This window comes from Celeribacter sp., from assembly GCF_048270365.1.
Taxonomy (GTDB): domain Bacteria; phylum Pseudomonadota; class Alphaproteobacteria; order Rhodobacterales; family Rhodobacteraceae; genus Celeribacter.
Genome location: NZ_JBLWTA010000025.1, coordinates 16,883 through 37,186, shown reverse-complemented (window position 1 = coordinate 37,186; position 20,304 = coordinate 16,883). Strand labels below are relative to the sequence as shown.

Genomic DNA, 20,304 nt, shown 5'->3' with positions numbered 1-20,304 from the left:
CGCACAGAAATGTGCTTCGTCTCTCAAAAACAGTCCCCTCGATTTTTGAGACACGCTTTAAAGGGTGGTCCAGTTCGTTCTGAGACAAGCGCTTAGGGCGAACGGAAAAATGCCGCAGGAGGAAACTCCCGCGGCATTTTTTCTATTGAGAGGGACCAAGGTTTTCCTGGGTAATCACATTTAAAATGTTGCAACTGCTTTTGGTGGATTTCCCTTGTCAAATGTGTGACATCGGGGCGCTGAATGGAGAATAAGATGAGTCTGCCAGAGAACCTCGCCGAGAGCACTTTAGAGAAAACAAACGCCCGTTTGACCGAGCTTTTTGCCAGCCGCACCGGGCGGATGCGGGCGTCTGAGATTCGCGAGCTTCTTAAACTTCTCGATCAGCCGAACATTATTTCCTTTGCGGGCGGCATTCCCGACCCGGCCTATTTCCCGCGCGAAGCCTTCGCCGAGGCGATGACCAAGGCGCTGAGCGAACAGGCGGCAGCGGTCGCGCTGCAATATTCCACGTCCGAGGGCTACACGCCGCTGCGCGATTGGATTGTCGGCTATATGGCGCGCCACGGTGTGACCTGTACCCGCGACAACATCCTGATCACGGCGGGGTCTCAGCAGGCCTTGGATTATCTGGGCAAAATTTTCCTCAACGCGAATGATACCGCGCTTGTGACCTGGCCGACCTATATGGGCGCGCTCGGGGCGTTCAACGCCTATGAGCCGCGTTACGACCGGATCGATCCGCAGACAAATCGGCCCACCGAGGACGTCATGGCCGACGCCAAAGCCACAGGTGGCGAGGTCAAATTCGCGTATCTGTCCACGGATTTTGCCAACCCGACCGGTGTGACCCTGACCGAAGATCAGCGCCGTACGGTGCTGTCGCGCGCCGAGGCGCTAGGCTGCGCGGTGATCGAGGATGCGGCCTATCAGGAGCTGCGCTACCGGGGCGAAGCGATCAAACCGATCTTGGCGCTTGAGATCGAAGAGAAAGGCGACATTGAGGCCTGTCGAACGATCTACCTCGGGTCTTTCTCGAAAACCTTGGCGCCGGGGCTGCGCGTCGGCTGGGCCGTGGCCGCGAAGCCGGTGATCAGCCAGATGGTGCTGACCAAACAGGCCGCCGATCTTCAGACCGCGACGATCAACCAGATCGCGGTGAGCGAAGTGGCGAACGGTGTGTTTGAGGATCACGTCGCCAAGCTGCGCGAGGTCTACGGCGTGCGGCTGGACGCGATGTTGGCCGCGCTCGAACGTTATATGCCCGAAGGCGTCGAATGGACGAAACCCGATGGCGGCATGTTCGTCTGGGTAACCCTGCCGCGTGGCATGGATGGGGCGGAGCTTTTGAAAGAGGCGCTCAAAGCCAATGTGGCTTTTGTGCCGGGTGGGGCGTTCTATGCCGATGGCTCGAACCGCAACACGCTACGCCTTAACTTCTCGATGTCAGCGGCGGCGAAGATCGAAGAGGGCATTGCGCGTCTGGGGGATGTCATCCGCGCGCAGCTGTGAATAGCTTTCAATGGAATGAAAAAGAGGGGCGTGACGGCCCCTCTTTTTATGTCTTTGTCTCAGGACATTTAGTAGCCGAAGCGGCCCAATGCGCGGTAGTCGATGCTCTCCAAAAGCGGCAAGACCACATCGCGCGGCTCGCCCGAGGCCTGCACCAGCACGCGGCCCTCGACCAATGCGGTGAGATCACCCTCATTTTCGAGGAATTTCTCGCGCCCCACGCGCACGGTTTTCATACCCATGGCGCCAGCGTTGGAAATCATGCCGCCCATCATGGCAATCATCGGGCTGTCGACAACGATGGAAATGGTGAATTCCTCGCCAGATTCGTTGGTATAGCTTTGCGCCGCCGCCGTGCCGCCGCCCATCATGGCAAAACCGGCCACAGTGTCGCTGTCTTCCGTTGCGGTCCAGCCCTCTGGCGCTGCGGGCAGGAAGGCCGCCAATTCGCCGGTTTTCATCTCTTGCATCAATTGTTTGGCGTAATCCAACTCTTCGAGCGCATAGGTGACGTCGCCGTCTTCATAGGCTTTGAGCGCGCTTTGCAGCGTGTCGGTGACGTCATCCGCCATGGCGCCTGTCGCCATGAGCAGGCCAAAGCCGGTGCCGAGAAAAAGTGATTTGAGTGTCATGGGGTCCCCTCCGATGATGACAAGATCATAGAGAACGCGCCCGGCCTCTGTCACAAGGGGAAGAATGAGGATTGGACCTCATCTCTGATGCGACGCATTTGAAAGAGTGATTTTGCGGCATGCGCCAAGGCTCATGTCGGGAGGCGAAAAGCATGATCGACATGGGGGTGATAAGCGGCATTGCGGTGCCGGTGGGATTGATCGGCGTTGCGGTGCCGGTGGGATTGATCGGCGTTGCGGCGCTGGCCTTGCCTTTGGCGCTGACCCCGCGTGGCACCCGCTCGCAAAAGCGTCTGTTCGTCTCGGTTCTTTTGAGCGCTTTGGGGCTCTTTGTGCTGGGCGGGGCTTTGTTCGCCTTTCTCTATGAGGTCGACGGCGTGCCGGTCATCCAGACGATGCGAGATGCGCCGGGACAGATGTTCGGCTTTCTGGCCCGCCGCGCGGCTTTGGCGAGCCTGATCTTGTTACCTCTTTTGGGGCTGGCTTGGCTCAGCCTCGCGTGCCGCGTTGAACAGATCAAATCCGACGAGGCCATGCGCCATGACTTTCCGGACCAAGACACATAACCCCATCAAATTCCTCGCGCTCTCGCGGCAGTGCAGCTAAGTTGAGGATGACGGCCGGACGACCCCGGCGTGACAGGGAAGATCTATGCTGGGCTTTTTGCGGTTTCTGATCATCGGCTTTGTCGTCATGACCCTGTTCTACGGGCTCCTGACCATTTATGTCCGCTCGCTCACCCGCGAACGTCTTGAAGACGATTGGGAAAAAGAGGGTTCCATTGGCGAGCGGGACGCTTATGTGGAGGAGGGGATCAAAGCCTATGAGCGTTCTTTCCGCCCAAAGCTTTTGCTCTTGGTTTATATCCTGCCGCTGATCGTCTTTGGCGCGATCTTTTATGTGACGAATTTTCTGTGAGGCACCACCAATGCGCTATGTGAAATGGACCCTGATCGCCCTGATCGTTCTGATTGTCGGAGGGTTTGCGCATTACACCTTGCCGCAGCATGACATCGTGCGGATCGTGAACACCTATGAGGAGCGTCAGGACATTTCCGGCTGGACCACGATGTTCTGGCAGGAGGCGGGCAATGGCACCGCCAATCAGCAAAGCCGCGATGTACAGTTCATTCAGGCCGTACGCCCGAACGGCAAGTCCATCGTCTACCGCAACGAAGACACCGGCTGGGGCTGGCCGCCCTATTTCAAATTCGACACGGCGAACCTCTACACCGAGGCAAATGACTCGATCTCGACCAGAGCAAACCCGGAATGGGTCTCCGTCACCCACTATGGTTGGCGCTCGGAGCTTTTGTCGATCTTCCCCAATGCGATGGGGATCAAACCGGTCGCGGGGCCGGATGTGACCATTATTCCTTGGGCCAATATCATCATCCTGACGGTGCTGTTCCTTCTCATCGTGACCCTTTACCGCATGTGGCAACAGTTCCGCCAACGCACCATTGAGCCGCTGGTCGATGATGTCGAAGACGTGCTCGAATTGGCCGACGAGAAAAAGGACAGCGCGGTCGATAAGGTCAAAGGGTGGTTCCGTCGATGAGTATTTTGGCATGGCTGGTCAGTGCGGGCTACGTCGCCGGATTTCTGGCGCTGACGGCGGCACTGGCGCGGCGCGGCGGGCAAAAGCTTTGGCTGTTTGACGCGGGTCAGGCCGGAGCGGCCTGGGGCTTTCGCATCGCGTTCGCCATCCTTGTGCTCTGGCCCGTGGTGACACGGGCAGGCGGCGCGCCGATCTGGATCGTGCCTGCGGCTGTCTCTGCCGCTTTCGCGCTCTATGCGCAGGCCTACATGGGCCGCTCTTGGCGGATCGGCACCAAGGAGGGCGCGATCGGCGAGATCGTCACCGGCGGGCCGTTTCGCCTGTCGCGCAATCCGGTCTTTGTCGGGCAAATCGCGCTCAGTTGGTTTTTGACGCCGCTTGTGGGTCTGCCGATGGCCGTGGCCGCCGTGATCATGACGGCGTCTGCGGTGATGCAGGTGCGTTCCGAAGAGGTCGTTCTGGGTCAGAATGCCGATTGGCGACGCTACGCGGAGACAACGCCGCGCTGGATCTGGCGGATCTAAAAGCGGATGTGAAAAAGGGGCCAAGCGGCCCCTTTCCTTATTCGCCGTAAGGCACCCAGATCGTCTTGATCTCGGTCGCCTGCGCCAACCAGTCCCGCGCCGGATATGCCCGGCTTAGCCCATTGTTGACCCAGGTTCGTTTCAGGTTTCCAGCGCTCTCGCGCTCGATCACAGCGGAAATCTCGGCGGAGGAGAAACTCCACACAGCTTCCACATCCATATGCCCGGCCATGGTTTTCGCCAGCTCCACGTGCGGTCCGGTCAGGATGTTGACCACACCCGCGGGCACGTCAGAAGTATCGAGCACTTGATAGAAATCCGTGGCGGCCAAAGGATAGGCCTCAGAGGCCACGGCGATCACCCGGTTGCCCATGGCGATGGCGGGCGCGATCACCTCGATCAGACCGGCAAGAGGCCGGTCGTCACAAAACGCACCGATCACGCCGACGGGTTCGTTCATTGCCAAAGCGACGCCCCGCATCGGCACGGGTTTCGCGGCGCCGTCGAGCTTGTCGCACCAAGCGGCATAGGTGAAGAGCGTGTCAATCGCCTCCGCCACTTCGGCCTGCGCCTTCGTCTCGGTCGTACCCGTCAGATCGCGAATGCGGGTGGCAAATTCACCCGCGCGGGCGGAGAGGTTTTCGCCCACGAAATAAAGCACCTGCGCGCGGTTGTGGGCGGTCGCTTTGGCCCAACCTTTGGCACCCTGCGCGGCCTCGACAGCGTTGCGAATGTCCTTGCGGCTGGCAATCGAGCTATGACCCAAGAGCTTACCTTTCGGGGAGTAGATCGCCTGAGAATAGCCGCCGTCGGGCCGCGCCTGTTTGCCGCCAATATAGAGCTTCGCGGTGCGATCCAGCCCCAGAACCTCAACGTCATCGGGTTTGACATGCGCCTTTGCGGGCTTCACGGGCGAGGTTTTGCCCGCAGGTTTGGTATAGGCCATCAGCCCTTCCCAACCGCCCTCGCGGCCAAAGCCGCTCTCGCGCACGCCGCCAAATCCGGCCGCCGCATCAAACATGTTCGACCCGTTGACCCAGACCACTCCCGCGACCAGTTTCGGCGCAATATCGAGCGCCAGATTGACGTTCTCGGTCCAGACCGACGCCGCCAGCCCATAGCGCGTGTTGTTCGCGACCTGCACCGCCTCGGCGGGCGTGCGGAAGGTTGTGGAGACCAGAACCGGGCCAAAGATTTCTTCCTGCATCAACAGCGAAGAGGGCTCCAGCCCCGACACCAAAGTTGGCGGATAGAAACAGCCCTCTGGCGCTTTCACGGGTTGATGCACGGTGCCCTCGGAGCCGCCTTTGGCAATAAGGTTTTCGATCCGCTGCAACTGCACGGGGTCCACGATAGCCCCCACATCAATGCTCTTGTCCAACGGATTGCCGATGCGCAGATTGCCCATGCGCGCCACAAGCCGCGCGTGGAAATCCTCCGCGATGCCTTCCTGAACGAGCAAACGAGATCCGGCGCAGCAGACCTGCCCCTGGTTGAAGAAAATCGCATCGACCAAGCCTTCGATGGCGCTGTCGATGTCGGCATCTTCAAAGACGATGTAGGGCGATTTGCCGCCCAATTCGAGCGTCAGAGATTTGCCAGACCCGGCCGTTGCCTCGCGAATGCGGCGGCCCACTTTGGTCGATCCGGTAAAGGCGATCTTGTCCACGCCGGGATGCGTCACGATCATCTCGCCCACCGCGCCGTCGCCGGTCACGATGTTGACGACGCCCTTTGGCACACCGGCCTCTTGGCAAATCTGCGCAAACAAGAGCGCAGTCAGCGAGGTATATTCCGCCGGTTTCAACACCACCGTGTTGCCCATCGCAATCGCTGGCGCGACCTTCCACGCCAGCATCAAAAGCGGGAAGTTCCACGGGATAATCTGGCCGCAAACGCCAAGCGCCTCACGCCCCGGCAGTTCTTCGTCCATGAGCTGCGCCATGCCCGCATGATAATAGAAATGCCGCGCCACCAGAGCGACGTCGATGTCGCGGCTCTCGCGGATCGGCTTGCCGTTGTCCAAGGTCTCCAACACGGCAAACAAACGCGCGTGTTTCTGGACCAATCGCGCCAGCGCATAAAGCACCTTGGCGCGCGCTTTGCTGTCCTTCGCCCATTTGCTTTGCGCCTTGCGGGCGGCGGTCACGGCGGCATCGACATCGGCCTCCGTCGCCTGCGTCAGATGCGCCAGAACCTCGCCCGTCGCTGGGTTCTTCGCCTCGAACACCGCGCGCGGCTCCGTCATCTTGCCGCCGATGAACAGGCCAAAACGATCGCCGCCATCCACCAGCCACGCGAGCGCCTCCGCCGCGCTTTCGGGCGCTGTGCCATAGTCCATCGTGTCGAAAATCTCTTTTACGCTCATTGCCCGCGCCCCTGCTTTTTCTTGGCAAAAATACTCATGTCCGACCTCATCCGATGGCGTGACGCCAAGAGGCCGAATACTGCCCGGTCACATGGTGTTCCAACTGACGTTCAATGTCGCCCAACAAAGACGAGGCGCCAAAGCGGAACAGATGAGGCGACAGCCAATGATCGCCCAACTCTTCTTTGATCAGAGACAGGTAGACCAAAGCATCCTTCGCCTTGGAAATTCCGCCTGCCGGTTTGTAGCCGATGCGGTAGCCGGTGCGGGCGTAGTAATCACGCAGGGCCCGGATCATCACCAAAGAAACGGGCAGGGTGGCGTTGACGCTTTCTTTGCCGGTGGAGGTCTTGATGAAATCCGCGCCTGCCATCATGCAAACCTGCGAAGCCTTGGCTACATTGCGTAGCGATCCCAGCTCGCCGGTCGCCAAAATGGCCTTCACATGCGCCTCGCCACATGTCGCGCGGAATTCGCGCATCTCATCGTAAAGCGCCTGCCAATTGCCGGTCAGGACGTGACGCCGAGAGATCACGATGTCGATCTCTTTTGCACCCGCCTTGACGCTTTCCTCGATCTCTTTGACGCGCAGATGATAAGGCGAGAGACCCGCCGGAAAGCCCGTCGAGACGGCGGCGACCGGAATGCCCGTGCCGTCCAGCGCCTCGACCGCCGTTTCGACCATATCGTGATAGACACAGACCGCGCCGGTGGTGATCGCGGGCATGCCCAGAGCGTCCAGGATGTCGGCGCGCACCGGATGGGCGCCTTTGGCGCAGAGGCGCCGCACGCGCCCCGCCGTGTCATCGCCCGCCAAAGTGGTCAGGTCGATCATCGTGATCGCTTTCAACAGCCACGCGGCTTGGTGATCTTTCTTCACCGACCGCCGCCCGGGCAGCGTGGCACAGCGCCGTTCGACAGCGGAGGTGTTGACGCGCTGGCGTTCCACGACGTCCAAATCCAGCTCCATGCCGGGATTGCGCGGTTCATGCACCTGTGGCAATTGTGCGGTACTTGTCGCGAGGTTTGTGGCCTCTGCGGTGCTATCGGGTGTGCTCATCTGCAAGCTCCGTTTCAACTTATGCGCAAGCTCGCATGGTCCGAGGGATTTGGCAATCATTGACCATTTGGTCAAACGGGCTGCACCACGCCCTTTTGATGTTTCACGCGGTACTGACGTGGCGTCATGCCGAACCGCGCGCGGAACAGGCGGTGAAAATGGCTCATGTTGTGAATGCCGATCTCATCGGCGATTTCCGACAGAGAATCCGGCGTGCCCTTGAGCTGACGCGCGGCGAACTCCATGCGCAGCGTGTTGATGTAATCCGAGGGCGTTTGGTGCAGATGCATTTGCATGGTGCGGGCGACATGGGCATGGGCCTTGCCGCATTGCGCCACAAGCCCCGAAGCGCCTTCGCGGAACACCGACGGATCTTCGGCCCGGATCAAGGCGTCGCTCAGCCATGTGGGCATGGCGGCGTTTTCATCGCGGGCCTCTGACAACAGTTCGGCCACCAGCGGCAAGAGAAAGGCCTCGAGATAAAGCGAGCTGCGCGGCGCGGCTTCAAGCGCCTTGGCTGCGGTGGACAGTCGCGACAAATGGCGCATGTCGCGGTGGATTTGCACGGGAAGCGACCCGGGAGCCGGAAAATAGGGCGCCAGTTCAGGGAAGCGGTCGGTCAACTCCCTGATCCGTTTGCGCTTGAGGATGATGTTGACGATATGGCTCTCGTCGCCGACGCCTTGTAGCGCATGGGGATACCCCGGCGGGAGGAACACCAGATCGCCCTCGGTCAACTTCACCTGCGAGGTCTCGGTGACCAGCCGCGCGCGCCCGTTGTGCAACCAGAACAGCTCATAATAATCCTGATCGTGCAGCGCCTTGGGGCGCGCACGCGACAGGACGGAGCGGGAGAAGTGAAACTGTTCTCCTTGGCTCAAAATGTCTGACTGCAGCAATTGGGTTATATCCATGACGTAAAGCTAGCACATGTTTGCATATGATTCGTTTCCTTTCCTTTATTTTTGAACAGGAAATCAGGACGGTGGGAGGTTTTGCTGCATTCGCGAGCAAGGCAGGCAAGAAGTTGCCTGTCACAGGCCCTGAGACCGGCTCATCCGTGCCGAAACAGAGGAAAGGTGACAGGGGCGGGTAAACGGGGTAGATGCAGCGCGAAGACTGCCAGTTTGAGGAATCGCCACCATGTCCAGCCAGAGCTTTGAGCGCTCGATCAAGATCGCCCCGTCCATCCTTGCCGCCGATTTCGCGAATTTCGGCCAGGAGATCGAAGCCGTCGAAGCCCAGGGTGCCGACTGGATTCACGTCGATGTCATGGACGGGCATTTCGTGCCGAACCTGACCTTTGGCCCGGCGATGTGCAAGGCGATCCGCCCGCATATCAAGACGGTGATGGACGTGCACCTGATGATCGCCCCGGTCGATCCCTATATCGAGGCCTTCGCGGACGCGGGCGCCGACATCATCACCGCGCATGTTGAGGCGGGCCCGCATATTCACCGCACCATGCAGGCGATCCGCGCCAATGGCGCGAAAGCGGGCGTGGCTTTGAACCCCGGCACACCGGCGGAAAGCGTCGAGTATCTGTTGGATATGGTCGATCTGATCTGTGTGATGACCGTGAACCCCGGCTTTGGCGGCCAGAAATTCATCCATTCCCAGATCGAGAAAATCAAACAGCTGCGCGAGATGATCGGCGACCGCCCGATCCATATCGAGATCGACGGCGGTGTGGACCCCAGCACGGCGCCTCTGGTGGCGGCCGCCGGCGCAGATGCGCTGGTCGCGGGCTCTGCGGTGTTCAAAGGCGGCTCGGTCGTGAACCCGATCCCCTACGGCGACAACATCCGCACCATTCGCGCCGCGGCCGAGGCGGCGCGTTAAGCGAGCGAGACGTCTATGTGACAGGCTGGAGGAGGGTGATGCCCTCTTCCTGTGCCAGCGCGTCGAGGTCTTCTTCGTAATGCGCGGTCAGCACGTCGATGGCCTCCGCGTCCCATCCGGGGATATCGCAACGTGGCGCCAGAGCCTCTTCGCGTCCGTATTTGTCCATGAACGCCAGAATGACCTTCTCATATTGAGCGGTCGTTTCCGGCGGATGGCTGATCAGATAGGTTTTCAGCCGCTCGAAGCCTTCCTCCACCAGCAAAGGTTTCAGCGGCAGGATGCGACCGGACACCGGCACCTCTGGCGGCAGGTGAAACAGGCGCTGCATGACGGTCGGCCAGATCAGCGGCGCGTCCTCTTCGGCCCAGATCAGAAGCGGCACATTGGGCACCGCTTTGCGCAAGGCGTCAACCGTGTCGCGCCAGCGCAGGCTCGAAGGGGCGACCTGATCGACAAAGGTGCTCAGCAGACGCGGCGCGGTGCCCGAGGCAAAGCTGTTGCTCATGAAAATTGCCGGATTGATCAGCGCCATGCTGATCTGCAACTCCGAGGCGGAAAACAGCTCGGCCACCGCCGCAACCCGCGCGCCTATGCCGGGATAAAGCGTTTCGCCATCCACCGCATCCCGCAGCGGCGCCGCCCAGCGGTCATCGGCCAGAAACAGATGCTGCGCCCCGGAGTTGCCCAAGAGCGCACGGCGCACCTCGTCCTCTTCCTCGACAATCGGCGGCAGGCCATCAAGGCCCTCGAGCATCTTGGAAATTACGCCCCATGTGTGGCGTTTGGCGGGGACATGGACGCCATGCGCCTTAAGCCGCGCCCGGTTCGCGGAGACGGAGCGTTGCAGGTAGCCGTCGGCGGTGAAATGCACCCCTATATGGAGCGTGACACGCGGTTTTTCGATCTCTTTGGCGTCGCTCAATGTGCTGTCTCCCCGCGGTCCACGGTGAAAAAGAATTTCTCCTCGCCGTCCCGCTCCAACACCTCATCGGGCACGCATTCCGGGCCGGTGAGAAACACATTGGCGCCAAAATGGCGGTGCATGCGGCTGAGTTTTTCCATCCGGGGGCCGGTCAGCTCAGTATAGAAATTGCTGTAGTTTTCGGTTGCGCGCAGCTCCGCGATCTTATCCTTGTGGGCCTTCACACAGGCCTCATGCAGGACGCGAATGTCGGCGTCGGCCAACAGCCGATCAAACTCCGCCTGGAGTTTCGGGATCATCCGCTGGATCGAGCGCTCTTCTTCGAAATTGTTGTTCATGCGGAACCAATAGGCGAGGCCTTGATCGCGGTCCACGTGGTTCACCCGACCCCGGTCGCGTTTCACGAGGAAACTCTCGGCGGAGCGCACGGCGTAGTGATTGAGCTGCACCACGTCATAGCCATAGGTCGACGCGTTCGAGCGCCAGGCGTTGCGATATTCGCCCTCCGGCATGCGTTTGGCGGAGCCGTTGTACCAACGGATCTTGTCCCAGATCTGCGGCTTGAGGCCTTTCGGACGGTGCACGCCGAGTTTTTTGAACAACCCGACGTTTTTAAAGAGCGTTTTAAACCCCCAGGCCTGATGCGGTTTGTTGGCAAATTCGGGCGCGCAGCGGAAGAACTGCTCGATCAAAAACCGGTCTTCGTACTCATGCACATCGTTGTTGCCAAAGAGCCGCCAGGTGCAGGAAATCAGATTCGCGTCCGGCACCACATCGAAGAGCGCGGTCATCGTGCCATCGCCCACCTTGATATCGATGAACTCGTCCACGTCCATGGAAATCGCCCAGTCGCTTTCCATGACGACGGGTTCTTTTTCGGCCTGCTGCAACGCGTGGTGCTGTGGCTTCAATCCGGTGCCGTGGAACTTGTTGTCGCGGTGCTGGACGTAGCCTTTCTCTTGCAAGAGATCGAGGAAGGTGTCGGTGCCGTCGGTGCAATCGTTGGTGTAGACCAGAAAGCCCTCAATCCCGATCGCGCGGTGATAGGCCAGCCATTCGAGGATGAAGGGCCCCTCGTTTTTCATGCAAGTCACGATGGCCACCGAATTGTCGCCCTTGGGCGGTTGTTCCACCTCTTCATGCGGCATGAGGATCGGTTTGTGATCCCATTCTGCCTCGGACATTTTGATCAGCGGCGCGTGTTCGATCAGCGAGGCCTTGGGCACGATTTTCGACACGCTCATTTTTGATCCTGGGGCCGCGCGGTGGCGGAGTGCCATAAAGCGGTAAAACGGATAGGCGACCTCCGGGTCTACCCCGCCGATCCGCACCAGTCTGAACACGGCCTGATCGTCGAGGGCAGCCATCGCGGCGCACCAACGGCCCCGGCGTTTCTTGGCGTCGAACTGAATGCAAATGTGATCGGCAAAGCGCACGGGATCGTCGTCGCGCACCCGCCAAGGGTAACATTGCTGGCCGACGAGTTGCACCACGCCGCCCTTCGCGGTCTGTGCCAGATCGAACATCGTGCCGCGCGGATCACGGGGGACGAGGTCATAGACCTCGATATTCGCCACCGCGCGCGCCTCGGGCAGGAAGAGAAGCCTGAGCATCTCATAGATCAACACATCGCCCAAAGGCGCGGTCCACGGGTCGGGGTTCGGCACCTCCATCCGGTCCTTGCCCGGCGCGCCGGGGGTGACAAAGGGATGGTGCTCAGGCGCGCTGTCGGATTGCCCCAATGGCACATCGCAATCGACCAGAAGCACGGTGAGATCGTCGAAATTTTTCAGGCCGCTTTCCAGCGCTTTGGCAAATGCCTCATCCGTGCCGGGGGCCGCACGATCCAGAATGACCGCGCCTGTCAGGCCCTGATGTTTGACGTGATAGCCCAGCCAGTCCAACACCGTCTGAGCCGTCTCGCCATTGCGCGTGGCCAGCGCCACATTGCGCCCGGCCATCAGCGCGGGTCTTGGGGCCTCGGCGGGGATGTCCAGCAATTCGCTGTTGAAAAACGCCTGAATGCCGCCTTCGGGAATGCGCCCAGTGAGCCACGGCGCATCGCCCACGCTGCGCACTTCGGCCCCGTCCAAGAGCTTCTCGGCCACGATGGGGCTGACCTCGGAGCCTTTGGTGAAAAACAGATGCGCGCCTGCGTTCCCTGTCTGAACGGCGGCCAAAAGCACCGCCGGACCCAGATCGCGCGATCGGATGTGATGTCTGTCAAACTGTGCCATATCAGGCCTGTCTGTCCTCGGTTCTGTCTTCAGTCTTCAGCGCCTTGAGCCGCGCCAGATGCGCCGCCAATTGGGTCGGGCCGGGGGCGACCGAGCTTCCCATGAGCGTCAGTTGCCACATCAATTCGACCACATCGCGCCGCAATGTCAGGCGTTTGAGCGCCGCGCGGTGATAGGCCACCGTCTCCGCATGCAGATCGTCGAACTCCGTCAGCGCGGCACGGGCTATTGCGGTGGCCTCTCGCATCGGCGCGATCCGGGTATCCTCAAGGGTGTTAAAATTCCGCTCCGCCCAATAGCCCGCACCCACAGGTTTTTCCATATGATTGGGAAGGCCGCGCTGGGATTTGAGGAGGAATTCCTCGATGGAGCGCGTGGAATAGTGATTGATCCAAGCCTGTTCGCCTTTGGAGGTCAGGCCAAAGAGATTGATCCGTGATTGCTGCGCGGCGAAATCCGGCGCCATCGGGCGGCCTGCGGCAGTGAGCCAGCGCGCCTCTTTGCCTTTCGGACGATGGACGCCGAGACCTTTGAAGGCTTTCGGCCGGTGCAGGGTTTTGAAGAAATGCGCAAGCGGCAGAGAGACGTCGTCAGGCGCCGCCATGGTGAACCGCTCCGTCACCGGACGTTCGTCCCATGTGCCAAGCCCACTGTTGCCAAAGAGATGCCATCTGAGCGGCATGGCGTCGGCGTCCTCGGGCAAAAGCTCCGCCAGAGGCACTTCGAGCACGAGATATTCATCGACATCGAAAAACAGCGCCAGATCGGCCTCTTTGTAGAGCGGGTGCTTGGACAGCTTTTTCATCGCCTGCCATTGCACCGCCTTGTCGCCTTCGGGCACGAAAGGCAGGTGGGTGACCACCCCCGCAGCGTCGAGCGCGTCGAGCAACCGGTCCGTGCCATCCGAACAATCGTGCGAGGCGATGAGGACCTGCGTAAACCCAGCCGCCTTGTGATGGGCGATCCAATCCAGAAGCCAAGGCCCCTCGTCGCGGATGCATGTGATCGCGAGTGTGTTCAAACCCAACCTGTCCTCATACGCGTCTCAAGCGGCCTTCGCGCTTGATTTCGTTGCAAAAGGGGTCTCACATGGCCCAGTATGAGTCAAGTTTGCCGCGCCGTCTCTCATGGCCTTTTGGTTGCGGGTCGGGTAACGATCCGGGCCAGAATGGCAGGCGTCAGGCTGAGAGTAAGAGATAGAGCAGGTATCAGGCGAAATGGATAAACTACCCGAGATCGCGTCGCTTTGGATCGGCGGCAAGTTGAGCTGGCTGGAACAGCTTTGCCTGAAAAGCTTTGCCGATCAGGGCCATCACATCACGCTCTATTCCTACGAGCCGATCCCCAATGTGCCGCCGGGGGTTCATGTGGCCGACGCCGCCGAGATTTACCCCGGCGAGCCGATGCTGCGCCACGCGCGGACCGGCAGCCCGGCGATTCATGCCGATATGTGGCGGCTCAACCTGTTGAAAAAGACCGATAAGATCTGGGTCGATGCGGATATGTATTGCTACAAACCCTTCGACTACAGTTCGCCTTATGTCTTTGGCTGGGAAAAGCCGGGGTTGGTGTGCAACGCGGTTCTGGGGCTGCCGTCGGACAGCAAAACCTTGAACGGCTTATTGGAGTTCTTTGAGGACGAATATGCCATCGCGCCTTGGCTCAAACCCGAACAGATCGCCGAGCTTGAGGCCGAACGCGACGCGGGCACGCCGGTGCATATGACCGAGCAAACCTGGGGCTTTACCGGGCCGTCGTCCGTCACGCATTTTCTGATCGAAACCGGAGAGATCGAACACGCGCAGCCCGAACCCGCCTTTTATCCGGTGAGTTTCAAGGAGCGGAACCACTTGATCATCAGCCGCTTCAAACCCGAAGAGCGTTTCACAGAGGACACGCGCGGGGTGCATTTCTGGGCGCGTCGGATGAAGCCGCGTCTGGAGGAAAAGGAAAACAACACGCCCCGGCGCGGGTCCTTCATGGATGGGTTGATCAAGAAACACGCCATCGATCCGGCCGCAGCTCCGATCCCGGCCAAAAAAGCCAATGCGAACGCCAAGGCCCCGGTGGACGACCCGGCGTTTCAGGCGCAGATCGGGTTGGAAGCGCTCAAGGGCGAGTTGTCAATGGACAAGATTTGCCGCGAGTTCTTGGTGGACAAGAAATTCGTGCGTGAATGCCGCGAGGTGATCGAACAAAAGGCGGCCACGCTGTTCGAGTGACGAAAAACGCTTTAGTATTTGAGCCGCTCCGCCAATCGCGTCAGCAAAGAGGGGGCGACGGCCACAAGGATCACGATGCGCACAAGGTGGTGGATCGAGATATAGGCCACCTCCGCATGCATCGCCAAAGCCACCAGAGACATCTCCGTCAGCCCGCCGGGCGCATAGGCCAGAAGCACCTGTTCGACGGTCTGGCCGAACATGCCGTGCAACAGCACCGCAAAGCCCAAGGACAGCCCCATGGTGATCAGGGTGCCGCCCAGCGTGAGCAACAACGTCTCGCCCACGAGCTTTGGTTTGGCGCCGCGAAAGCGACAGCCCATGGTGGTGCCCAGCACAATCTGCGCGATGATCACCAGGAGGCCCGGCGGCGAAGAATGCGTCAGCCCCGCCATGTGCACTGCACCTGACAAAAGCATCGGCCCCAAAAGCCCCGGCGCGGGGAATTTGAGTTTGGTCCCGATCCAATTGCCCAGAACTGCACAGGCCAAAAGGATCGCGCCGCTCATCAGAGTGAGGCTCTCCCCCTCGGCATGAAGCGGCACACCGCGCACCTCATAGCCCAGCACCACGCGAAACCACAACGCGATGATCGAGATCGTCACCACGATCCGCCCAGCATGGGCCAGAATGATCCGCTTTTCATCGCCCCCCAATGCGCCGCCGATCACCGTCATCTCATTGAGCCCGCCGGGCATGGCGGAGAAGAACGCGGTCACCGGGTCGAGGCGCCCAATCTTGATGTAGAACGGCACGACCAGAATGGCAGCAAGTACGAGATAGACCGCCAGCCCGGCCAGCGAGAGGCCCCATTGGCTCAGATGGTGAAAGGTCTCCGTGTCGAAACCCGACCCCAACATGACGCCGATCACCGGAATCACCATGGGCCGAAACCGCCCCGAGGTCTCAAGCGGCGCGCCCATCATGACACAGGCGAAAATCACCAACATCGACCCAAGCATCCACGGCAAGGGCAGCCCGGCGAGGTAAAACGCGGTGCCACCCAAAGCGCCGAGGGCCAGCGTCAGAATGTTGCGGGTTGCGCGTGTCTTGTCCGAGGGTGCTGTCAAAATCCGATCCCGAGCCTGTCGTCGCGTCACCATAGCGAGGCTGCGGTCAGGGGCAAGGCGATGAGATTTGGGATTTTGCACATCACATGCGCAACGGGGCTTGGGGGTGCCTATGATTTCGACTTTGCCTCCCGGTTTTCCGTAGATTTTGGCTCGTCACAAAAGTTTTTCAGACCTGTCACAGAAGGGTTTCAGACCCTGTGCTTTATCCCCGCCGAACGAGCGAGGGGACAGATATGCTTGATGTGAAACATTTGACGAAACGGTTTGGCGAAAACACCGCCGTGGACAATGTCAGTTTCACCATCGACCGGTCGATGATGATCGGGATCATTGGGCGTTCGGGCGCGGGCAAGTCGACCTTTCTGCGCATGATGAATCGTCTGACCGACGCTTCCGAGGGCGAACTGAATTTCGAGGGCCGCAATGTCCTGTCGCTCACCGGCAAGGACAAGCGCGATTGGCAATCCGATTGCGCGATGATTTTCCAACAGTTCAACCTCGTGCCGCGCATGGATGTCGTCTCGAACGTGCTGCATGGCACCTTGGGTCGCCGTTCCACGCTTGCGACCATGTTCAACCTCTATCCCGAAGAGGATATTCACAAGGCGATCGACATTCTCGGTCGCCTTGGCATTTCCGAACATGCCACCAAACGCGCCGAAGCCCTCTCTGGCGGCCAGCAACAGCGCGTTGCCATCGCGCGTGCCCTGATGCAGGACCCCAAAGTCATTCTGGCCGACGAACCCATCGCGTCCTTGGACCCGATGAACGCGCAAACCGTGATGGAGGCGCTCCGCCGCATCCATGACGAAGACGGCCGCATGGTCATCGCCAACCTTCACACGCTCGACACCGCGCGGCGCTATTGCGACCGGATCATCGGCATGCGCGACGGGCGCGTGGTGTTTGACGGCACACCTGCGCAGCTCACCACCGGTGTGGCGCGCGACATCTATGGCGCCGGCGCGGATTTTTCCGAGGCCGCCACATCCACCGAAATTCGCGACCATGAGGTTTTGGCCCAGGAAGCCTTGGAAAAGGCCGAAATCCGGGCCGCCGAAGTCGCGATCTAACGACCTTTCATCCCCGCATTCGAACACCCGCGGGAATAACCAACTGGAGACAGAGATGAAAAAACTGCTTGCTGCCGTTCTGGCCACCACTGCACTCACGGGTGCTGCTCAGGCTCAGGACATCACCGAATTCCGTCTTGGCATCCTCGGCGGTGAAAACGCCCAGGACCGTGTGGCGTCGAACTCCTGCTTTGCCGACAAACTCGCCGAGGCTCTGGGCGTCGAAGTGAAAATCTTCACCCCGGCCGACTACAACGGCGTGATGCAGGGCCTTTTGGGCGGCACCATCGACGCCGCTTGGATGGGCGCCTCCTCCTACGCTGGCACCTATATCGCCGACGCGGAAGCTGTCGAACCGGTGCTCGTGAAACAGAACCTCGACGGGTCCATCGGCTACTATTCCGTGGGCTTTGCCCGCAAGGACAGCGGCGTGACCTCGCTTGACGATCTGAAGGGCAAGAACTTCGGTTTCGGCGATCCGAACTCCACCTCCGGCTACCTGATCCCCTCCATCGAAATCGCCGAAGCAGGTTACCCGATGGTGCCGGGCGAGTTCTTTGGTGATGTGGTCTTCACCGGTGGTCATGAGCAAACCATCGTGGCTGTGAACAACGGCGATGTGGACGCAGGTGTGACCTGGGCCGACGGTCTGGGCGAATGGGAAGACGGCTACAACTCCGGCGCGCTGCGCAAAGCTGTGGATGCCGGTCTCGTCGACATGAATGACTTCGTGCAGATCTGGCAATCCAACATCATCCCGGAAGGCCCCTTTGTGCTCCGCAAGGCCCTGCCGCAGGACGTGAAAGACATGGTGACCGAGATCACCGCGAACCTCTGGGAAGAAGATGCAGATTGCGCCTATGGCGTGGCTGCGGGCGACGCGAAAGACTTTATCCCGGTCGATCACGACACCTATGCCTCCATCGTGGCGGCGCGTCTGGCGAAATCCAACTAAGCGCCTTTGAGACAAGACCTCGCGTGGTTCACGCGGGGTCTTTCCTTTTGACGACTTCCCGACAGGACTGACCCGACATGGCCGATCTGACTGCGGCGTCTTTGGACGTCACGCGCGCGCATTACATGGCGCTTACCCGCCAACGCCGCCTCTACGGTGGGCTTATGCTTTTGGTCTTCGTCCTGTTGCTGGCCGCAGGTTTCGGCATCGCCAACGACCGCAACGCCGGGGGCTTTCTGCCCGGTCTGCCGCATATCTTCGACTTTCCCGCCGATGTGGTCTCGGAAGCCTGGGAAAAGCGCGTGAACCTGCCGGGGCATTTGCTGCGCGCGTTGCCAGCCCTGATAGAGACCATCAATATCGCCGCTGTGGCAACGCTTTTGGGCGCGCTGGGCGCGATCCTTTTGTCAATGCTTTCGACCCAGGGTCTGGCCCCTTGGCCGCGCCTCATCCCACTGTTTCGTCGCATGATGGACCTGATGCGTGCGATGCCTGAGATCGTGATCGCTCTGGTGCTGATCTTCATCTTGGGCGGGGGACCTGTGCCCGCGGCCATCGCCATCGCCTTTCACACCGTCGGCGCGCTGGGCAAGCTGTTCTCCGAAGTGAACGAGAACGCCGATCTCAAACCGCTCGAAGGCCTCGCCTCCGTCGGCGCCACATGGCCGCAGCGTATGATGCTCGGCCTCGTGCCGCAGGTCGCGCCGAATTGGTTCTCCTACGCTTTGCTGCGCTTTGAAATCAACATCCGGGCCTCCGCGATCTTGGGCTTTGTCGGTGCGGGCGGCATCGGTTACGAACTCAAGAACGCGATCTCTTGGGGCACAGGCAAATTCGATGAGGCCGCCGCCGTTTTCATCCTTCTGTTCCTCACGATCATGGTCTTTGATCAACTGTCCTCTTACGTGCGCAACCGCATGACCTACGGAGCCGCCAAATGAGCCTTGCGACCGCCGCCACCCCCGTCGATATGTCGTCCAAAGCCACGGCCCTGATCGCCCGCAAACGGCTCATCACGCTGGCCGTGCCTTTGGCGATCCTCGCCTATTTTATCTATATTTTCTTCGCCTTCGACCTCCTCGGCCTGCGCGAGCGCGCGCGACTTGATAATGCCGTCGCGCTGGTCTCCGACACTTATAGCTACAAGACCCACGTTGAGCGAAATAACCGCAACGGCGAGATCGAAGTCTCCGTCGAGGGCGAGCGTAAAGGCACCTATGACGCGACGAATTACCCTTCCTGGGTGACGGTGGGCGAGGAGGTAACGCAGATCGCGCTGGATGACGGCGGAAGCATCGAGATCAATGGCGACATCGTGCGATTTGATGTTCCCGGCTTTGGTCTGATCGAAGCCACGCAATCGCGCTCAGATGGCGTGTCGTTGAACCTCGAAACCGCCGATCTGCCCGACTGGATCTCCTATTCAAACACCCGCCTGACGGTGACGACCGACGCCGCCCGCCTGACGCTGACCAAGGCGCGCACCGAAGTCTTCGTCTATGAGTTCGGTTGGGAGCTGTTCTGGTTCACGCTGGACAGCCCTTATTACGACCACAGCTTTTCCGAGATCGCCTTTGGCGACCCAATCGACCCAACCCGCTCGAACTTGACCGGCGCGTGGCAGGATTTCTGGAATAACTCGATCTGGCGTCATGGTGACGTGGCTTGGGCGCTCTTTGAAACCGTGCTTATGGCCTTCCTCGGCACCTTTGGCGCCGCCATCATCGCGCTGCCTCTGGCCTTCCTCGCAGCCCGCAACTTTGCCCCCCTCGTGGCGATCCGTATGGCGGCCCGGCGGTTGTTCGACTTCCTGCGTGGCGTCGATGGGCTGATCTGGACGATCCTCCTGTCCCGTGCTTTTGGGCCGGGGCCGATGACCGGCGCTCTGGCGATCCTCTTCACCGACACCGGCTCCTTCGGCAAACTCTTCTCGGAAGCGCTCGAAAACGTCGACGGCAAACAGATTGAAGGCGTGGCCTCCACCGGTGCTAAACCGCTGCAACGCTACCGCTTCGGGGTGATCCCGCAAATCGTGCCGGTGCTCCTGTCGCAAGTGCTGTATTTTCTCGAATCCAACACCCGCTCCGCCACCATCATCGGCGCCATTACCGGCGGCGGCATCGGGCTTTTGCTGACGCAGGCGATGATCACCCATAAGGACTGGGAAGAGGTGTCCTATTACATCATCCTCGTCGTGCTTCTGGTCATGGCGATGGATAGCTTCTCCGGCTGGTTGCGGCGCAAGTTGATCAAGGGCGAGTGAGTATTTGAGGCACAAAGGAAACATTTGTATCCGCGTTTCCTTTGTGCTCGAAATACT

The 20,304-nt window shown here is 60.2% G+C and carries 19 protein-coding genes; 11 read left to right on the top strand and 8 right to left on the bottom strand.

All coding sequences use genetic code 11. The features are described from left to right. Window positions 1-255: 255 nt before the first annotated feature. Complete coding sequence (locus tag ACN0X0_RS19915; RefSeq protein WP_417280622.1) at window positions 256-1,512, top strand: PLP-dependent aminotransferase family protein; 1,257 nt, start codon at window positions 256-258, stop codon at window positions 1,510-1,512. A 68-nt stretch (window positions 1,513-1,580) separates the two neighbouring features. Here ACN0X0_RS19915 and ACN0X0_RS19910 read toward each other — a convergent pair whose 3' ends face one another. Beyond that, window positions 1,581-2,144, bottom strand: coding sequence for a hypothetical protein (locus tag ACN0X0_RS19910; RefSeq protein ID WP_417280621.1), 564 nt, complete (start codon window positions 2,142-2,144; stop codon window positions 1,581-1,583). Window positions 2,145-2,296: 152 nt separating this feature from the next. Between ACN0X0_RS19910 and ACN0X0_RS19905 the strand changes: the two genes are divergently transcribed. The 4 genes from ACN0X0_RS19905 (at window position 2,297) to ACN0X0_RS19890 (ending at window position 4,229) form a co-directional block, all read left to right on the top strand. Then, the gene (locus ACN0X0_RS19905) at window positions 2,297-2,710 is read left to right on the top strand and encodes a hypothetical protein (RefSeq protein WP_417280620.1); all 414 of its coding nucleotides are present in this window, start codon (window positions 2,297-2,299) and stop codon (window positions 2,708-2,710) included. A gap of 85 nt (window positions 2,711-2,795) precedes the next feature. Further along, window positions 2,796-3,062: a hypothetical protein gene (locus ACN0X0_RS19900; RefSeq protein WP_417280619.1), complete on the top strand. Its 267-nt coding sequence runs from the start codon at window positions 2,796-2,798 to the stop codon at window positions 3,060-3,062. Between the two features lie 10 nt (window positions 3,063-3,072). Next, entirely contained in the window at window positions 3,073-3,705 is a 633-nt protein-coding gene (locus ACN0X0_RS19895; RefSeq protein ID WP_417264162.1) for a DUF1523 family protein, read from the top strand. Continuing rightward, window positions 3,702-4,229, top strand: a complete 528-nt coding sequence (locus ACN0X0_RS19890; protein ID WP_417280618.1) for a methyltransferase family protein — start codon at window positions 3,702-3,704, stop codon at window positions 4,227-4,229. Before ACN0X0_RS19895 ends, ACN0X0_RS19890 begins: the two co-directional genes overlap by 4 nt. Before the next feature lie 37 nt (window positions 4,230-4,266). On the opposite strand, the gene ACN0X0_RS19885 is transcribed toward ACN0X0_RS19890, so the two are convergent. From ACN0X0_RS19885 to ACN0X0_RS19875, 3 genes are all read right to left on the bottom strand, one after another. Continuing rightward, entirely contained in the window at window positions 4,267-6,597 is a 2,331-nt protein-coding gene (locus tag ACN0X0_RS19885; protein WP_417280617.1) for an aldehyde dehydrogenase family protein, read from the bottom strand. A gap of 46 nt (window positions 6,598-6,643) precedes the next feature. After that, on the bottom strand, window positions 6,644-7,657 hold the full coding sequence (gene deoC, locus ACN0X0_RS19880) for a deoxyribose-phosphate aldolase (RefSeq protein WP_417280616.1): 1,014 nt from the start codon (window positions 7,655-7,657) through the stop codon (window positions 6,644-6,646). Window positions 7,658-7,728: 71 nt separating this feature from the next. Next, window positions 7,729-8,556, bottom strand: coding sequence for a helix-turn-helix domain-containing protein (locus ACN0X0_RS19875; protein ID WP_417280615.1), 828 nt, complete (start codon window positions 8,554-8,556; stop codon window positions 7,729-7,731). 244 nt (window positions 8,557-8,800) lie between these two features. On the opposite strand from ACN0X0_RS19875, the gene rpe reads away from it, so the two are divergent. Beyond that, window positions 8,801-9,499, top strand: a complete 699-nt coding sequence (gene rpe / locus ACN0X0_RS19870; protein ID WP_417280614.1) for a ribulose-phosphate 3-epimerase — start codon at window positions 8,801-8,803, stop codon at window positions 9,497-9,499. Between the two features lie 13 nt (window positions 9,500-9,512). Here rpe and ACN0X0_RS19865 read toward each other — a convergent pair whose 3' ends face one another. From ACN0X0_RS19865 to ACN0X0_RS19855, 3 genes are read right to left on the bottom strand one after another with little or no spacing between them, the layout of a single operon-like run. Continuing rightward, entirely contained in the window at window positions 9,513-10,424 is a 912-nt protein-coding gene (locus tag ACN0X0_RS19865) for a hypothetical protein (protein ID WP_417280613.1), read from the bottom strand. Continuing rightward, on the bottom strand, window positions 10,421-12,661 hold the full coding sequence (locus ACN0X0_RS19860) for a glycosyltransferase family 2 protein (RefSeq protein ID WP_417280612.1): 2,241 nt from the start codon (window positions 12,659-12,661) through the stop codon (window positions 10,421-10,423). Before ACN0X0_RS19860 ends, ACN0X0_RS19865 begins: the two co-directional genes overlap by 4 nt. Before the next feature lies 1 nt (window position 12,662). Continuing rightward, on the bottom strand, window positions 12,663-13,682 hold the full coding sequence (locus ACN0X0_RS19855) for a glycosyltransferase family 2 protein (RefSeq protein WP_417280611.1): 1,020 nt from the start codon (window positions 13,680-13,682) through the stop codon (window positions 12,663-12,665). 196 nt (window positions 13,683-13,878) lie between these two features. Here ACN0X0_RS19855 and ACN0X0_RS19850 point away from each other — a divergent pair, with 196 nt between their 5' ends. Continuing rightward, on the top strand, window positions 13,879-14,883 hold the full coding sequence (locus tag ACN0X0_RS19850) for a hypothetical protein (RefSeq protein ID WP_417280610.1): 1,005 nt from the start codon (window positions 13,879-13,881) through the stop codon (window positions 14,881-14,883). A gap of 11 nt (window positions 14,884-14,894) precedes the next feature. On the opposite strand, the gene ACN0X0_RS19845 is transcribed toward ACN0X0_RS19850, so the two are convergent. Further along, complete coding sequence (locus ACN0X0_RS19845) at window positions 14,895-15,953, bottom strand: AbrB family transcriptional regulator (protein WP_417280609.1); 1,059 nt, start codon at window positions 15,951-15,953, stop codon at window positions 14,895-14,897. A 236-nt stretch (window positions 15,954-16,189) separates the two neighbouring features. Between ACN0X0_RS19845 and phnC the strand changes: the two genes are divergently transcribed. From phnC to phnE (ACN0X0_RS19825), 4 genes are all read left to right on the top strand, one after another. Next, window positions 16,190-17,029 (top strand): phosphonate ABC transporter ATP-binding protein, encoded by an 840-nt coding sequence (phnC, locus tag ACN0X0_RS19840; RefSeq protein WP_417280608.1) that lies wholly within the window; start codon window positions 16,190-16,192, stop codon window positions 17,027-17,029. Window positions 17,030-17,084: 55 nt separating this feature from the next. Further along, the gene (phnD, locus tag ACN0X0_RS19835) at window positions 17,085-17,984 is read left to right on the top strand and encodes a phosphonate ABC transporter substrate-binding protein (protein WP_417280607.1); all 900 of its coding nucleotides are present in this window, start codon (window positions 17,085-17,087) and stop codon (window positions 17,982-17,984) included. Window positions 17,985-18,061: 77 nt separating this feature from the next. Next, the gene (gene phnE / locus ACN0X0_RS19830) at window positions 18,062-18,925 is read left to right on the top strand and encodes a phosphonate ABC transporter, permease protein PhnE (RefSeq protein ID WP_417264175.1); all 864 of its coding nucleotides are present in this window, start codon (window positions 18,062-18,064) and stop codon (window positions 18,923-18,925) included. Next, the gene (gene phnE / locus ACN0X0_RS19825; RefSeq protein ID WP_417280606.1) at window positions 18,922-20,247 is read left to right on the top strand and encodes a phosphonate ABC transporter, permease protein PhnE; all 1,326 of its coding nucleotides are present in this window, start codon (window positions 18,922-18,924) and stop codon (window positions 20,245-20,247) included. The genes phnE (ACN0X0_RS19830) and phnE (ACN0X0_RS19825) overlap by 4 nt, the downstream gene beginning before the upstream one ends. Window positions 20,248-20,304: the final 57 nt, after the last annotated feature.

What these genes read in the sequence shown, in the direction of transcription:
- ACN0X0_RS19915 (WP_417280622.1), top strand. Translation starts at nt 256, where the DNA reads ATGAGTCTGCCAGAGAACCTCGCCGAGAGCACTTTAGAGAAAACAAAC.
- ACN0X0_RS19910 (WP_417280621.1), bottom strand. Translation starts at nt 2,144, where the DNA reads ATGACACTCAAATCACTTTTTCTCGGCACCGGCTTTGGCCTGCTCATG.
- ACN0X0_RS19905 (WP_417280620.1), top strand. Translation starts at nt 2,297, where the DNA reads ATGATCGACATGGGGGTGATAAGCGGCATTGCGGTGCCGGTGGGATTG.
- ACN0X0_RS19900 (WP_417280619.1), top strand. Translation starts at nt 2,796, where the DNA reads ATGCTGGGCTTTTTGCGGTTTCTGATCATCGGCTTTGTCGTCATGACC.
- ACN0X0_RS19895 (WP_417264162.1), top strand. Translation starts at nt 3,073, where the DNA reads ATGCGCTATGTGAAATGGACCCTGATCGCCCTGATCGTTCTGATTGTC.
- ACN0X0_RS19890 (WP_417280618.1), top strand. Translation starts at nt 3,702, where the DNA reads ATGAGTATTTTGGCATGGCTGGTCAGTGCGGGCTACGTCGCCGGATTT.
- ACN0X0_RS19885 (WP_417280617.1), bottom strand. Translation starts at nt 6,597, where the DNA reads ATGAGCGTAAAAGAGATTTTCGACACGATGGACTATGGCACAGCGCCC.
- deoC (WP_417280616.1), bottom strand. Translation starts at nt 7,657, where the DNA reads ATGAGCACACCCGATAGCACCGCAGAGGCCACAAACCTCGCGACAAGT.
- rpe (WP_417280614.1), top strand. Translation starts at nt 8,801, where the DNA reads ATGTCCAGCCAGAGCTTTGAGCGCTCGATCAAGATCGCCCCGTCCATC.
- ACN0X0_RS19860 (WP_417280612.1), bottom strand. Translation starts at nt 12,661, where the DNA reads ATGGCACAGTTTGACAGACATCACATCCGATCGCGCGATCTGGGTCCG.
- ACN0X0_RS19850 (WP_417280610.1), top strand. Translation starts at nt 13,879, where the DNA reads ATGGATAAACTACCCGAGATCGCGTCGCTTTGGATCGGCGGCAAGTTG.
- phnC (WP_417280608.1), top strand. Translation starts at nt 16,190, where the DNA reads ATGCTTGATGTGAAACATTTGACGAAACGGTTTGGCGAAAACACCGCC.
- phnD (WP_417280607.1), top strand. Translation starts at nt 17,085, where the DNA reads ATGAAAAAACTGCTTGCTGCCGTTCTGGCCACCACTGCACTCACGGGT.
- phnE (WP_417264175.1), top strand. Translation starts at nt 18,062, where the DNA reads ATGGCCGATCTGACTGCGGCGTCTTTGGACGTCACGCGCGCGCATTAC.
- phnE (WP_417280606.1), top strand. Translation starts at nt 18,922, where the DNA reads ATGAGCCTTGCGACCGCCGCCACCCCCGTCGATATGTCGTCCAAAGCC.